Consider the following 13,872-nt stretch of genomic DNA (forward strand, 5'->3'; position numbering starts at 1 on the left):
CCCGGGGGGAGGGTCGCGGGGCGTACGGGGTCCAGCCGCTCGGCGGGACCCGCGCGGCGTACGAGGGCTTCGTGCGGTCCGGCGACGGGGTGCCGCTGCACGTGGTGGTCGAGGGCAGCGGCCCGGTCTGCGTGCTCGCCGCCGGGCTCGGGCTCGGCTGGTTCGACTGGGACCCGGTGGCGGCGCTGCTGGCCCCGCACCGCACCGTCGTCCGCTTCGACCGCCCCGGCCACGGGCTCAGCGCCCCCGCCGCCGAGCCGCCGACCGCCGTGGGCGAGGCCCGCCGGATCGCGGCGCTGCTCGACGCGCTCGGCCCGGCCGGGCGGGCCCCCGCCACCGTCGTCGGCCACTCCATCGCCGGCTTCCACGCCGAAGCCTTCGCCCGCCTGTACCCGGCCCGCGCCGCCGCGGTGGTGCTGCTCGACAGCAGCGTCGAGGAGGGGGCCCCGCGGCCGCTGCTCCCGGCCGCCGTGCGCAGCGGCGCCGCGCGGGCGCTCGGGCGGGCCGTCACCGCCGCCGGACTGCCCGCCGCCGTCGGGCCGCTGCTGCGCCGGGCCGGCGTACGGGCCTCCCGGACCGGCGGCGCCGACCCGGCCGCGCGGGAGCTCGTACGCCGCTGCTACCGCACCGGCCGGGTCTGGCGCGGGACCCTGCTGGAGAACTCCCGCTACCCGGACGTGGCCGCCGAGGTGCTGGCCCTGCGCGCGGAGCACCCGCTGCACGCGTCGGTCACGGTGCTCGCCGGTTACGACGGCTCCGCCAGCCCGGGCGCGCTGCACTGGCTCGGCCGCCAGGCGGACCTCGCCGACCGGCTGGGCGCCCGCTTCGAGGTGGCCGACCCCTCGGGGCACATGGTCATGCTGGACCGTCCGGACCAGGTGGCCCGGACGATCCTGGACGCCGCGGCCTAGGTCGACGGCCTAACCCCGGGCGTATACCTTCTCGGCCCAGCCCGCTATCTGCTCGTCCGAGAGGTGGCGGGCCAGGTCGGCCTCGCTGATCATGCCGACCAGCCGCTTGTCCCGGATGACCGGCAGCCGCCGGATGCGGTGGTTCTGCATCTCGTCCAGCACGTCCGACACGTCCGCCTCCGCGTCGATCCATCGGGGGGTGCCCTGCGCCATGTCCCCGGCCGTGGTCTTCGCCGGGTCGTGCCCCTTGGCCACGCAGCCCACCACGATGTCCCGGTCGGTCAGGATCCCGCAGAGCCGTTCGTTCATGTCGCTGATCGGGAGCGCGCCCACGCCGAGGCGCGCCATCAGCTGGGCCGCCCGGTCCAGGGTCTCGGTGGCGGGGATCCATTGGGCCCCGGGGTGCATGATCTCTCCGGCGGTGGTCATCGCGAACCTCCTGAGCACGCCGTTTCGCCGGGCGCGGGGTGCGTCCGCGGCGGCCCCACCATCCTGGGTCACCCGTTCGGCCCACGCGAGCGCTGGCGGCCGTACGGGTGAAACGGGCAGGTGCGACGGCAGGGCGAGACGGGTGGGGTCCGGGCCCCGGCCCCGGGCTCACGGGCGCGGTGCGGCTCCCCGCTTGCCCAGCATGTCCGCCATCAGGGTCAGCTCCGACTGCTGCGCCTCGGCCATGCCCTGGGCCAGCTTCTGCTCGACCGGGGTCCGGCAGAGCTTCGCGCAGCCCAGCGCCATCGCCACCCCGCCCTTGTGGTGGTCGGTCATCAGCTGGAGGTAGAGGACCTCGGCGTCCCGCCCCTGGGCGGTGCTCAGCCGGGCCAGCTCCTCCTTCGTGGCCATCCCGGGCATCAGCGCGCCCGGCTTGGTCGTGGCGCCGGCGCCGGAGTGCCCCGCCATGCCCTCCATGCCCTGCGCGCCGCCCGTGTCCCCCATGCTGCCCATGTCGTGGCCGGCGGCCCCGTCGCCGGCGTTCATCCAGGACATCGGCGGGTCGCCGGGCGTCACCTTCGGCAGCCCCCACAGGTCCAGCCAGCCCAGCAGCATCCCGCGCTGGTTCGCCTGGGTGTTGGCGATGTCGTAGGCGAGGTTGCGGATCGCCTCGTCCTGGGTGCGGTCGCGCACGATGAACGACATCTCCACCGCCTGCTGGTGGTGCACCGCCATGTCCCGGGCGAACCCCGCGTCCGGGGAGGACACCGCGGGCACCCGCCCGGGGCCGTCCGCCGCGTCCGCGGTGCCTCCGCTCACCGCCGCGATCATCGTCGCGGCCGCCGCGAAGAGCAGCGCCAGTACGACCGCGCTGCCCGCCGCCCAGTAGGTACGGCTCACTTCTGGTCCAGGCCGCTCGTGCAGGCCGCACCGGGCTCCGGGGTCTGCGTGCCCTGGACGTAGGTGCTGAAGAACGTGTCCACGCGCGGGTCCGTCGCCTTGTCCACGGTGAGCTGCTTGCCCCAGGCGCTCAGCATGATCGCGCCGGACTGGGTCTTGTCCGGGCTCATCAGCGTGTAGGGCGTCTTGCCCACCTTCGCCGCGAGCGCGTCGACGTCCGCCTTGGCGGCCTTGTCGTTGTAGGTGACCCAGACCGCGCCGTGCTCCAGCGAGTGGACCGCGTTCACCTCGGGGATCGGGTTCTTGTAGACGTCACCGTTGCAGTTCATCCAGCGCGGGTTGTGGTCACCGCCGACCGGGGGGTTCATCGGGTACTTCACCGGGGTCTCGACGTGCGTGCGCCCGAGCTTCTTGGCGTCCCAGCTCGCCACGCCGGTCACCGAGTCGGTGGTGAAGCCGGGAGGGGCGTCCTTCTTGTCGATCTGGTTCTTCAGCACGTACCCGCCGAAACCGACGAGACCGGCGACCAGGACCGTGGACCCGGCGACGACGAGGATCTTGTTGCGCCGGTCACGGGACTTCTCCGCCCGGCGCATATCGGCTATGCGCGCCTTGCGGGACGGGTCCGGGGTGCTGCTGGACTTGCTCGCCATGTCAGTCCTTCTGCGGGGAGGGGTGGGCTGGGGGGACCCCTATGGGCGCAGATGGTAATGCTCATGACCGGTCCAAGGTCAGTGCGGGGGTGCCACGGGCTTGCGGGGGTGCGTAATCTGGCGGAAACCACCGCTCGCGATACTGGGTACGCCAAGGCGTGCCCCACGGCCGCTGGATGTGGTGCACAGGCCGTCTGAACTGCGAGGATGAAGGCATGGACAAGCAGCAGGAATTCGTCCTCCGGACGCTCGAGGAGCGCGACATCCGCTTCGTGCGCCTGTGGTTCACCGACGTACTGGGCTTCCTGAAGTCCGTCGCGGTCGCGCCCGCAGAGCTGGAGCAGGCCTTCGACGAGGGCATCGGCTTCGACGGCTCGGCGATCGAGGGCTTCGCCCGGGTCTACGAGTCGGACATGATCGCGAAGCCGGATCCGAGCACCTTCCAGATACTGCCGTGGCGGGCGGAGGCCCCCGGTACCGCGCGGATGTTCTGCGACATCCTGATGCCCGACGGCTCCCCGTCCTACGCGGACCCGCGCTACGTGCTCAAGCGCATCCTGAACAAGACCTCCGACCTGGGCTTCACCTTCTACACCCACCCGGAGATCGAGTTCTTCCTGCTCAAGGACAAGCCGCTGGACGGCACGCGCCCGACCCCGGCCGACAACTCGGGCTACTTCGACCACACCCCGCAGAACGTCGGCATGGACTTCCGCCGCCAGGCGATCACCATGCTCGAATCCATGGGCATCTCGGTGGAGTTCAGCCACCACGAGGGCGCGCCGGGCCAGCAGGAGATCGACCTGCGCTACGCCGACGCGCTCTCCACGGCCGACAACATCATGACCTTCCGCCTGGTCATGAAGCAGGTCGCCTTGGAGCAGGGCGTCCAGGCCACCTTCATGCCGAAGCCGTTCTCGGAGTACCCCGGCTCGGGCATGCACACCCACCTCTCCCTCTTCGAGGGCGACCGCAACGCCTTCTACGAGTCGGGCGCCGAGTACCAACTCTCCAAGGTGGGCCGCTCCTTCATCGCCGGCCTGCTGCGCCACGCCGCCGAGACGGCCGCGGTCACCAACCAGTGGGTCAACTCCTACAAGCGCATCTGGGGCGGCTCCTCGCGCACCGCGGGCTCCGGCGGCGAGGCGCCCTCGTACATCTGCTGGGGCCACAACAACCGCTCGGCCCTGATCCGCGTCCCGATGTACAAGCCGGGCAAGACCGGCTCCTCGCGCATCGAGGTCCGCTCGATCGACTCGGGCGCCAACCCCTACCTGACGTACGCGGTCCTCCTGGCCGCGGGCCTCAAGGGCATCGAAGAGGGCTACGAACTCCCGCCCGGCGCCGACGACGACGTCTGGGCCCTCTCCGACGCGGAACGCCGAGCGATGGGCATCGAACCCCTCCCGCAGAACCTGGGCGAGGCCATCTCCCTGATGGAGCGCAGCGAACTCGTCGCGGAGACCCTGGGCGAGCACGTCTTCGACTTCTTCCTGCGCAACAAGAAGCAGGAGTGGGAGGAGTACCGCTCCGAGGTCACGGCCTTCGAACTCCGCAAGATGATGCCGGTGCTGTAGCTGCAGGTCAGCAGCACTGTCAGAAATTTCTGACACTCAGGGCCGGTGGTCATCGACCACCGGCCCTGAGTCGTCTCATTCCCCCTGGGCCGCCTGTGGGCCGTCCGCTGCGGAATCGGTGGCCTCGTACATGCCGTCCACGGCCTTCCGTGTCCGCCCTTCGCTGCTCGGCATGAGGTGCGTGTAGGTCCGGAGCGTGAAGCCGGGGTCGCCGTGCCCGAGGTACGTACTGAGCGCCTTGACGTTCTCCCCGGCGTCCAGCAGCACGGAGGCGTAGAAGTGCCTCAGGGCGTGCATCCCGTGCTCGCGCGCGGCCTGGTGGCGCTCGCCCGGCTGTGGCTCGGGGATGATGCCGGCCTGCACGAGGGCGAACTTCCACACCCGCGTATTGAAGTCGGTCCGCCGCACGGCGCTGCCACCCGGTAGGGAGAACAGCAGCCGCTTGGTGACGAGCGGCCCGTCCGGCTTCAACCAGGGAAGCGTCACGTCCACGGGCGGGAACTCCTCGCGGTGCTCCCGCAGCATCTGACCGATGCGATGGGGGAGCGGCACATCCCGCTCCTTCTCTCGCTTGGGCGGACCGAAGACGAGGTGCCCGTTCGCCACCTTCACCTGATTGGCCACCCGGAGCCATTCACCCCGGAAGTCGGCGGGGTCGTCAGGCAATCCGAAGATCTCACCCTGCCGGAGCCCGAGTCCGCCGCCGGCATCGGCCATCGCCCTGTACCGCTTCGGCAGCGCGCCCCGCACGGCGAAGAGCCGTTCGGGTGTTCACGGCGGGTCTGTACGGTCAACGGTGGATCTTCGAACAGGAAGTGACACCTGATGACAGACGTGACCGTGTCGGCGGAGGCCGTGGCGGAAGTGCAGCCGTCCGGGTTGGTACCGGACGTTGTGGATGACCAGCTGATCAGTCAGCTGGTGGACCGGGCCAAGGCCGACGGGATCAAGCTGACGGGCCAGGGCGGCCTGCTGCAGCAGCTGACGAAGCGGATCCTCGAGTCTGCTCTGGAAGGCGAGATCACCGATCACCTCGGGCACGAGAAGCATGAGAAGGCCGGCTCGGGCAACACCCGGAACGGGACTCGGTCGAAGGCGGTGGTGACCGAGGTCGGCCCGGTCGTGCTTGAGGTCCCGCGGGACCGGGAGGGCTCGTTCGAGCCGCAGATCGTCAAGAAGCGGCAGCGCCGGCTGACCGGCGTCGATGAGATGGTGCTGTCGCTTTCGGCCCGCGGTCTGACCCATGTTGAGATCTCCGCCCACCTCGCGGAGGTCTACGGCGCCGAGGTCTCCAAGACGACCATCTCGACGATTACCGACAAGGTGGTCGACGGCATGAACGAATGGCAGAGCCGGCCCCTGGACTCGGTTTACCCGGTTTTGTTCATTGACTGTGTCCACGTGAAGCTGCGGGACGGGAAGGTCGCGAACAGGCCGCTCTACGTGGTCCTGGCCGTCACCGTTGAGGGAACTCGCGAGATCCTGGGCCTGTGGGCCGGCGACGGAGGCGAGGGTGCCAAGTACTGGCTCCAGGTCCTCACCGAGATCAAAAATCGCGGGACGGAAGACGTATGCATGGTCGTCTGCGACGGGCTGAAGGGGCTGCCCGACGCGATCGGCGCGGTCTGGCCGCAGGCCATCACGCAGACCTGCGTCGTTCACCTTCTGAGGGCCTCGTTCCGCTACGCAGCCCGGCAGGACTGGGACAAGATCTCGAAAGCCCTCAAGCCCGTCTACACCGCGGCGACTGAAGACGCCGCGACGGAACGGTTCCTGGAGTTCCAGGAGGAATGGGGCCAGAAGTACCCCGCGATCGTGCGGCTGTGGGAGAACGCGTGGGCTGAGTTCGTGCCGTTCCTCCAGTTCGACACCGAGATACGGCGGATCGTGTGCACCACCAACGCGATCGAATCCGTGAACACCCGCATCCGAAAGGCCGTCCGGTCCCGCGGCCACTTCCCGAATGAGCAGGCCGCCATCAAGTGCGTCTACATGGCGATCATGAGCCTCGACCCCACCGGCCAGGGACGCAAACGCTGGACCCAACGCTGGAAAGCGGCTCTGAACGCCTTCGACATCACCTTCGACGGCCGACTCTCAGCCGCCCGCCGCTGAACCTCTAACAACTCCAGAACCACGGTTAACTTTATGGACCCCATGCTCTGGCCAGAGCCCCGGCCGACAGAACGGGGACGGCCGTGGCGAGAGCGGCTGCCCGTCACCACGCCGCCAGGATCTATTCCAAATGTGGTTCGTGTGCATGTAGTTCAGCCGCCTCAGCCGTGCCCTGAAGCCATACTCTGAGTGCTCTGAAAAGACCCTCATGCGCGATGTGAGAAGTTTCGATGGTGGACATCAAAACCGTTTCCAAGACCTCAGGATCTTGAAATGGACGTCTAGCCGATGAGTTAAATACGCTCGGGCAAGCGATTTTTAGAAACCGGACCAACATCTTGCTGACGTCATGTCCGTTGACGAAGTTTCGAAACTCGGAATCCACTCTTTCTAGATGTTCCAAGTATCTGACATGTAGGCTCTCGTCAGTGTGGCCATTGCGTTCCGATGGTGGAAGGGCGTGCAGACAGGCCTTGAATGTTTCCCGGACTCTCCCCTGTGATTGGTCGCCCAGTTCCCACTTTGAAAGTAGTTTTACGGTTAGAGTCGCGCCGCAGCCGCTGTCACGGAGGCACAAGCGAATCACGAATAGTGATACCAGTGCCGGCGTAATTCGGGAGAGCAGTGTGGATCCAGTAATGTCATCCGGCGCCCCGAACGTCACTCTCAGCAGCTTCCCCAAGGTGGTCTCGTTGAGAGCGTACGCCTCTATCGACGAGTAGTCGGTATAAAGAAGTCCATGGATATCATCATGCGCATCCGCACCTAGGCTGGCGAAATCCTTGTCGGCGACAAGTGCAGCCGACGTATTGCCCGGCAATCTGTCAGCGAGCTGCCTTGCCAGCCAGATTATGCGCCCCCGCTCTCCTGTTGGCAACCCTGCCTTAAGCAAATCTCCATCGGAGACGCACACGCGGTCGGAAATGGCGTACACCCTGCATGGATTTGATTCGAGCTCAGGTGCCAGATGTGATGCGAGGAAGTTCCTGTCTGACCTACCTTCAACGAAAATATCCCGCACGTCAGGCTCCAGATCGTAGAGAGTTACGAGCTCGTCTACGGTGCGCCTTGCGGCATTGTCTTGCACTTCACCCTCCCCGCTCGCAGATTTTCTCAGTCGCCCAACTTCCTGGGGGCCACTTTCGCAAGAGAATCCCGATGGCCCGTAATAACCTCAATCGAGTGAGTGGCGACTACGAATTGGACCGGGGTCCCCTCTGTCAGGGACATGAGTGCACCCATCAACTGCCTCTGCCACTTCACATTCAGGCTCAGTTCAGGCTCGTCGATCAGGAAGAGCCGCGTGTTCTGTCGCGCGAGCACGGTATTTAGTAGCAGGAGAAGAATTTGGCGTTCACCGGACGAAAGGTTCTCCGGAGAGAGGGATTCATTGTCCTCGGAGAGGACTCGTACGCCAGTTTGTGACCTGTATTTGACGTGCTTCCCGCTGCTTTCGAAGAATCGATCAATCTCGCGCGTTAGCGTGGCGAGGAGTCCTGCCACGGGATCCAATGCGTCTAGGCGTGCGACCTGTGCTTCTACGAAGGGCTGCAAGACCTCTTCGGCGACGTCGAGTCGACTGTCGGGAGTTCGGCCAAGAACCTCAAGAAAAGACTCCTCGTGAAGCTTTGGCATAAGTCCATATTTGCTGTAATCGGCCGTCCTTCTGGAAATTTCCTTCAGGTTTTCGTTCAGTCGCGCCCTGGTTTCCGTATCCACCTCTCTGGGGGTCGATTGGGAGATTTTTTGCAGAATCCCCAAATATACGTTATTCGACCCTCGGGATCCCGAGACGTTCCCGTTGATGATCATCTTCTGGATCATGTCTGACGCGCGCTGTACGGCCACTGCTAGTTCCGCTGTTACGCCGCCGGCGTGTGAGCTTGACCCGCCACTTTCGGGATCGACTGCTCGGCGGCCCCGGTGCCTACTTGCGACTTGGTCAATATCGTCACCGTAGATTCGGCGGTCGTCGGCAAGCATGTAGGGGCTCGCGCTTAGCTTTTCGAGGTAGTCCACATAGGCGTCGGGTTCCATTCCGCTGCGCCGGATGCCTGTCTGGAGCGTGACGTAAAGTTCTGTGGATAGCTCCTCCCAGGCTGTCGCTGCCGAGTGTCTCGGAGTCATTTCATCGAGTTCAAAAAGCGGCTTTTGGTGGCTAGGTTGCGCTTCTCGGATGGATGGAACCGCAGTCACGGTTCCGTCGGGAAGCATTTTATAGAACTGCTCTACAGCCTTCTTTTCATTCTTTGTGACCGCGACTTTGAAATCGCCGACTGGGCCATCCGTTTTCGTGAATGTGATCACGTCGCCACCACAGAGGAAGATGGTGAAGCGCTCGAACGGGGTGCTTGCAATTTGTGATCGATGGCCCTGCTTACCTGATGCTGAAAGCGCGTGCCAGAGGAGTTTCAAGGCGGTTGTCTTTCCGCTGCCATTATTTCCGTACAGTAGTGATAGGCGGCGGCCTCGCGGAGAATCTTCTTGATCTCCGCTGAGGTCGACATGCAAATATTTATTCCCGAAAAGTCCGTGGATTTCGAACGCAGAGACTAGTGCACTTTCCTCGACTGGCATGGATTCTCCTGCAGGACTTGGGGCTTGCAACGATTCAATGACAGTGACCATAGGGGATGGGTGCGGGGCGGAGGCAAGGTTCATTGCAACGCCAGAGCTGCGGTGTACGTAGCCTCTTCGAGTCTCTGTGCGGGAGGGCCGATGCCAGAGCCGTCGGACGGCTATACCTTCCTGGCTGTCGCCCCGGGGTCTCAGCGGCCTGTCACATGGCTGTCGTAATCTCGTGTGGTTGATCTCCTCGACCCGACGGGGGTGGGTATGGCGACGTGGCTTCTGGCGTGCAACCAGGAGATGTTCGAGCTCGACAGGTACCGGCAGGACGGGCACGACCTCAGTTCCTGGAGCGTCGGGCGGCACCTCAAGGAGTTGGCCGCTGGCGACCAGTTTGTGATGTGGGTGACCGGGCCCAGGGGCGGCCTTGTCGGCAGGGGGCGTATCACTGGCGTCCCGACGCAGCAGGCGAGCGCCCCGGATGAGTACTGGCAAGAGGATCCCGGAACGCGCTGGTACGCGCCGCTGGTCATGGATGAGTGGCTTCAGCAGGCGATCCCGCGGCAGCGTTTTCAGGAGGACGCGCGCTTTGAGGAGCGGTCGCCGTTGCGTTCCCTGTTCGCTACGAACCCTCACAAGGTGACGGAGGAGCAGTGGAGTGCCTTCCAGGAAGCCTTCGCTGACGAGCCGACCGACGACGCCGCGCCCGCGTGGCATCTTCTCCCGGGTCAGACCATCAAGCGCAGGGAGCTGCACGACCGGTACGGCGGTAGCCGCCAGGGTGGCATCAGCAAGTGCGCCAAGTCGGACAACATCTTGCTGTTCACCGATCCGAAGACGGGCCATCAGCACGGCTACTTCGACAAGTGGGCAGAAGACGGCACGTTCCACTACACCGGAGACGGGCAGACTGGCCCGCAGACCTTCGACAGCTTGGGGAATGGTTCCACCCGTGACCATGTGAGTCTGGGGCTCGCCCTCCGGCTTTTCGAAGGGTCGCGTGGTGTGGTCCGGTACGTCGGCGAGTTCGCGGTGGACCCGGAGCAGCCGTACTCATGGGGTGAGGCGCCGGAGACAGGCGGCGGGCCGCTCCGGAAGGTCATTCGGTTTCACCTGGCGCCGATCGGCAGCACCACGCAACCGGCGAGCGTTCCAGTCGGTTGCGGGTACCGCGTGGCGGACGAGTCAGTAGAGCCGGCCCCTGCTGAGCAAAGCCTTCCTGACTCTGACCTAGTGGGGAGGAATCTCAAGACCCACCGCAAGCTCCAGAACGACCTCGCCAAGGCGGCTGCCGCGCGCGGGTTGGATGTGCTCTCACCGGGTGTTGGTGACCCTGACTTTGACCTCGCATGGCGGTTGCATGCAGCCGAGCTCTCGGTGTGCGAGGTGAAGTCACTCACGCTGGCCAACGAGACGCGTCAGCTGCGTGCGGGCGTCGGGCAGCTGCTCGACTACCACGACAGGCTCAAGGGCAGGGCTGACTCCGTGCGCGCTGTCCTGTGGGTAGAGCGCGAACCGTCGGAATCGCGATGGGTCGCCCTGTGTGAGCGGGTAGGGATCACGCTTGCTTGGCCCGGTCGCGAAGACGATGTGCTCGCCTAAATGGCGTGCTGACCTGCGCTGCCGGGCCCTGTGTCTGGGCCGTCTGTGGGCCGTCGGAGGGCGGTCGAGGGTGACCCGTGACGGCCATAGGCGACCGCCTTCCCGCCCATGACCTGGAGGTCAGCGAGGGGCGACGCATGCACGGGGCTAGCTGCCTCAGTTCCTGCGCAACCAGAAGCAGGAGTGGGAGGAGTACCGCTCGGAGGTCACGGCCTTCGAACTCCGCAAGATGATGCCGGTGCTGTAAGCACAGGCCAGAGCCCCTTCGGGGCACGCACGCCACTCCGGGCCGACGGTCGACGACCGCCGGCCCGGAGCCGTCTCGTTTTCTCTGACGGCGAGTTGCCGGCCCGGTTCGGCGAGCGTTCACTGGAAATGGCGCGGGACGCGAGCGCGGCTCGTAGGCGCCCTGATCGAGGTGATCCCGGACATGGACCTCACGAGCAGGATGCGGCAGTCACTCCCCGTGAGCAAGAAGCGCCAAATGAAGGAATGGTTCGAGAACGAGAAGCAGGCCAAGGAGATCCTGGCGAAGGAACAGAGGATGGCGGCGAGGCGGAGGGAGTGCGCGAAGAACAGGAGGAAGAGGGACTGGATCGGCTGGCCTTGTGTCGTGTTGGGGCTGGCGGTCATCGCGGTGGCGGCCTACTTCGGGCTCGCCCGCCACCACCTCTTGTTCCTGCTGTGCGGGGCGTTCTACGGAACCCTGTTGGCCCTCATAGGGCTGTTCGTCCTGTCCAACAAGACGGTCGAGATCGAGATGCAGTCGCTGGCGGACGAGGAAGAACTCATGGCCAGCAAGGACAAGGGCCCGGCCATCAAGTCCTACCTCCTGTTCAAACAGCACCAGCAGGAGCTCAAGAGGTACTACGACCAGTCGCTCTCGCACGCCGCCATCCTGTTCTTCACCGGGATCGTGTGCATGCTCTCGGGGCTCGCCATCGTCGGGGCCGCCCTCTACCTCCTGACACGGAAGTCCGAGGTGGAGCTGTCCGGGCAGATCCTCATCGGCGCGTTGGGGGCTGTCAGCGCGATCCTCAGCAACTTCATCGCCGTGATCTTCCTGAAGATGTTCAAGACGGCTGCCGAGTCCCTCGCGGCGCAGCACCGTCAGTTGACGTCCATTCACTTCCTCCACTTCGGGAACCTGCTGGCCGAGAAGCTGACTTCGAAGGAGCTGCGGGACGACACGCTGAGTGCCATGTGTACGTCCCTCGCGGGGGCCCTGAATGCGCAGCAGGGCGGGCCCGGCTCCCCGGCGAAGGGGGCGGGCCCGCCCTAGGGGCGTGCGGGGGTCAGGACTTGGTCAGGGTGACCAGCTTCGTCTTGGTGGCCTCGACGACCTTGGCGCCGTCCGGGTCGTAGGCGCGGATCACCGCGTCGACGCTCAGCTTGCCCTTGACGAAGGCGACGCCGTTCAGGTTGCGGGATTCGCCCGTCCACGGCATCGGTTGGCCCGGGACGCAGGCGATCTCGGTGGAGTACAGGATGCCGTTGGTGGTCGTGTGCTGGAGCTGCTGGACCGAGGTGCCGGTCACGGAGAACCGGACGGGCTTGGAGCAGGTGACCGTGCCGTGCAGGGTGGCGCGGCCGGTCGCGGGGGCCACCTTGCCGTCGGTGGCGATGGTCAGGCTCAGGGCCAGGCGGGGCGGGACGGGGGTGGCGGTGATGTCGAGGTGGCCGTGCAGCACGTTGCGATCGTCGCAGTCCTGGTTGTAGTACACCTCCAGCGCCTTCACCGTACGGCCCGGACCCCACTCCAGCTTCTTGATGCCGAAGGCGCCGGTGAGGGTGGCGCAGCCGCCGTAGTAGCCGTTGGCGAACACGCTCGGAACGTCGGGACGCGGGCCGGTCTCCGGGACGCGGACCGCGTCGGCGTAGTTGCCCACCGCCAGTTCCTGGCCCGCGGGCGCGGCCAGGTCGAGCGTCCACGGGTCGCCCGGCCGGTTGATCGTCACCGAGATCGAGCCGTGGTCGGCGGAGGCGGTCGCGCCGAAGACGTCGCCGTCCGTCGAGGCGTACCAGCGGGCCTGGTCGTCGCCGCCCTGGCCCGGGTCGCCGGACCACATGAACGTGCTGTTCCCGACCGGTGCGGCCTCGGCGACGGCGCCGCCGAGCAGGCCGGCCGCGGCCGGCAGGACCATGGCGAGCAGGGCGGCCGTGCGGACCAGGCCGCGTCCGGGCATGCGTATCTTCACTGTTCGGTTCCCCCCGAAGTGGTGTGGCGTCACGCGTCAGGCCACGACGGCCTGAACCCGATGATCTTTGCCTGTTGGTTCAGGACATGGCAAGACGCAACATCGGGGGATTTCAGGGGACTTCGCGGACAGGGGGTACGGGCGGGCGTCAGGGGCGGGTGACCGCCGGGCGCCAGATCGTGCGCGAGACGCGGCTCAGGCTCAGGTCGGCGATGTCCGGGAGCGTGGTGGTGACGTGCAGCTCCGCGTCCAGGCCCAGGACCGCCGTGGTCGTGGCGCCGGCCGCGTCCAGGATGCTGGAGGGCGCGCCGGCGTAGAGCATCTGGGACTCCGTCCAGGCGGGCGCCGCACCGAGGGCGGTCGTGCTGATGGTGCCCGTGTCGGCGCGGCCCGTCAGCAGCCGGCCCGCGACGCTCACCGCGCCGTACCCGGCCCGCCCGCCCGCCTCCGCCACGTGCGAGACGACCGGCTTCGGCCCGCCCACCGTGACCAGCGCGCTGCGCACGGTGCCCGAGTCGGGGCGGCGGAAGTACAGCCGTACGCCGTCCCCTTCGGCGACGGCCGACACCGGGCCCGTGGTGGCCGGGAGGTCCGTGGCGAAGGGGCCCTGGAAGGGGCCGCCCGGGGTCTGCTGGGTCCAGGCCAGGACCGACTTGGAGGTGGCGGCGTACACGTGGCGGCGGCCGGCCGCGTCGGTCACGGCCACCGGGTCGCCCTGGAGGTCCTCGCCGCCGAGCTTCTGCCACGGGCCGAAGGCGCCGCCGGGGGTCTGCTGCTCGCGGGCGCGCAGGGTGTGCTGCGCGTCGCGCACGTACACGGCCAGGCGGCCGTCGGCGCCCACGGTGGCGGTGGGGCCGCCGAGGTCGGAGGTGCCGGACGCGTCGGAGCCCTCGGGGGTGCCGAGCACCTGCCACGGGCC

At 66.8% G+C, this 13,872-nt stretch carries 12 protein-coding genes and 2 pseudogenes; 6 read left to right on the forward strand and 8 right to left on the reverse strand.

What is annotated here, in order from left to right; genetic code table 11:
• Positions 1-71: 71 nt before the first annotated feature.
• Entirely contained in the window at positions 72-911 is an 840-nt protein-coding gene (locus tag ACIQWR_RS07555) for an alpha/beta fold hydrolase (RefSeq protein ID WP_404005798.1), read from the forward strand.
• 9 nt (positions 912-920) lie between these two features.
• Here the strand turns inward: ACIQWR_RS07555 and ACIQWR_RS07560 are convergent, their stop codons facing one another.
• The 3 genes from ACIQWR_RS07560 to ACIQWR_RS07570 all read right to left on the reverse strand — a co-directional run bounded on the left by ACIQWR_RS07560 (position 921) and on the right by ACIQWR_RS07570 (position 2,893).
• On the reverse strand, positions 921-1,340 hold the full coding sequence (locus ACIQWR_RS07560) for a CBS domain-containing protein (RefSeq protein WP_404005741.1): 420 nt from the start codon (positions 1,338-1,340) through the stop codon (positions 921-923).
• A gap of 168 nt (positions 1,341-1,508) precedes the next feature.
• Entirely contained in the window at positions 1,509-2,240 is a 732-nt protein-coding gene (locus ACIQWR_RS07565) for a DUF305 domain-containing protein (protein ID WP_404005742.1), read from the reverse strand.
• Positions 2,237-2,893 carry a DUF3105 domain-containing protein gene (locus tag ACIQWR_RS07570; RefSeq protein WP_404005743.1) on the reverse strand — a complete coding sequence of 219 codons (657 nt, stop codon included), beginning with the start codon at positions 2,891-2,893 and terminating at the stop codon, positions 2,237-2,239. Before ACIQWR_RS07570 ends, ACIQWR_RS07565 begins: the two co-directional genes overlap by 4 nt.
• A 215-nt stretch (positions 2,894-3,108) precedes the next feature.
• On the opposite strand from ACIQWR_RS07570, the gene ACIQWR_RS07575 reads away from it, so the two are divergent.
• Positions 3,109-4,470, forward strand: coding sequence for a glutamine synthetase family protein (locus ACIQWR_RS07575; protein ID WP_404005744.1), 1,362 nt, complete (start codon positions 3,109-3,111; stop codon positions 4,468-4,470).
• 75 nt (positions 4,471-4,545) lie between these two features.
• Here the strand turns inward: ACIQWR_RS07575 and ACIQWR_RS07580 are convergent, their stop codons facing one another.
• Positions 4,546-5,220, reverse strand: coding sequence for a tyrosine-type recombinase/integrase (locus ACIQWR_RS07580; protein WP_404005745.1), 675 nt, complete (start codon positions 5,218-5,220; stop codon positions 4,546-4,548).
• Between the two features lie 84 nt (positions 5,221-5,304).
• Between ACIQWR_RS07580 and ACIQWR_RS07585 the strand changes: the two genes are divergently transcribed.
• On the forward strand, positions 5,305-6,585 hold the full coding sequence (locus ACIQWR_RS07585; RefSeq protein WP_404005799.1) for an IS256 family transposase: 1,281 nt from the start codon (positions 5,305-5,307) through the stop codon (positions 6,583-6,585).
• 121 nt (positions 6,586-6,706) lie between these two features.
• On the opposite strand, the gene ACIQWR_RS07590 is transcribed toward ACIQWR_RS07585, so the two are convergent.
• A complete protein-coding gene (locus ACIQWR_RS07590; protein WP_404005746.1) occupies positions 6,707-7,672 on the reverse strand; it encodes a hypothetical protein in 966 nt (321 codons plus the stop codon).
• Between the two features lie 26 nt (positions 7,673-7,698).
• Entirely contained in the window at positions 7,699-9,162 is a 1,464-nt protein-coding gene (locus tag ACIQWR_RS07595) for an AAA family ATPase (protein ID WP_404005748.1), read from the reverse strand.
• A 291-nt stretch (positions 9,163-9,453) separates the two neighbouring features.
• Here ACIQWR_RS07595 and ACIQWR_RS07600 point away from each other — a divergent pair, with 291 nt between their 5' ends.
• The 3 genes and pseudogenes from ACIQWR_RS07600 to ACIQWR_RS07610 all read left to right on the forward strand — a co-directional run bounded on the left by ACIQWR_RS07600 (position 9,454) and on the right by ACIQWR_RS07610 (position 12,037).
• Positions 9,454-10,755 (forward strand): hypothetical protein, encoded by a 1,302-nt coding sequence (locus ACIQWR_RS07600; protein ID WP_404005749.1) that lies wholly within the window; start codon positions 9,454-9,456, stop codon positions 10,753-10,755.
• Between the two features lie 160 nt (positions 10,756-10,915).
• Positions 10,916-11,002 (forward strand): annotated as a pseudogene (locus ACIQWR_RS07605) (glutamine synthetase); the annotation flags it as partial.
• A gap of 237 nt (positions 11,003-11,239) precedes the next feature.
• Positions 11,240-12,037: a hypothetical protein gene (locus tag ACIQWR_RS07610; RefSeq protein ID WP_404005751.1), complete on the forward strand. Its 798-nt coding sequence runs from the start codon at positions 11,240-11,242 to the stop codon at positions 12,035-12,037.
• Between the two features lie 13 nt (positions 12,038-12,050).
• Here ACIQWR_RS07610 and ACIQWR_RS07615 read toward each other — a convergent pair whose 3' ends face one another.
• Together ACIQWR_RS07615 and ACIQWR_RS07620 are read right to left on the reverse strand one after the other, a co-directional pair.
• Positions 12,051-12,941, reverse strand: a complete 891-nt coding sequence (locus ACIQWR_RS07615; protein WP_404005752.1) for a hypothetical protein — start codon at positions 12,939-12,941, stop codon at positions 12,051-12,053.
• A gap of 160 nt (positions 12,942-13,101) precedes the next feature.
• A pseudogene (locus ACIQWR_RS07620) lies at positions 13,102-13,872 on the reverse strand (PIG-L family deacetylase); the annotation flags it as partial.

The sequence above is a fragment of the Streptomyces sp. NPDC098789 genome, from assembly GCF_044759975.1.
Classification (GTDB): domain Bacteria; phylum Actinomycetota; class Actinomycetes; order Streptomycetales; family Streptomycetaceae; genus Streptomyces.

Excerpts from the sequence above, each read along its gene's own strand:
- ACIQWR_RS07560 (WP_404005741.1), bottom strand. The coding sequence starts at position 1,340 with ATGACCACCGCCGGAGAGATCATGCACCCCGGGGCCCAATGGATCCCC.
- ACIQWR_RS07570 (WP_404005743.1), bottom strand. The coding sequence starts at position 2,893 with ATGGCGAGCAAGTCCAGCAGCACCCCGGACCCGTCCCGCAAGGCGCGC.
- ACIQWR_RS07575 (WP_404005744.1), top strand. The coding sequence starts at position 3,109 with ATGGACAAGCAGCAGGAATTCGTCCTCCGGACGCTCGAGGAGCGCGAC.
- ACIQWR_RS07595 (WP_404005748.1), bottom strand. The coding sequence starts at position 9,162 with ATGCCAGTCGAGGAAAGTGCACTAGTCTCTGCGTTCGAAATCCACGGA.
- ACIQWR_RS07600 (WP_404005749.1), top strand. The coding sequence starts at position 9,454 with ATGTTCGAGCTCGACAGGTACCGGCAGGACGGGCACGACCTCAGTTCC.
- ACIQWR_RS07610 (WP_404005751.1), top strand. The coding sequence starts at position 11,240 with ATGAAGGAATGGTTCGAGAACGAGAAGCAGGCCAAGGAGATCCTGGCG.
- ACIQWR_RS07615 (WP_404005752.1), bottom strand. The coding sequence starts at position 12,941 with ATGCCCGGACGCGGCCTGGTCCGCACGGCCGCCCTGCTCGCCATGGTC.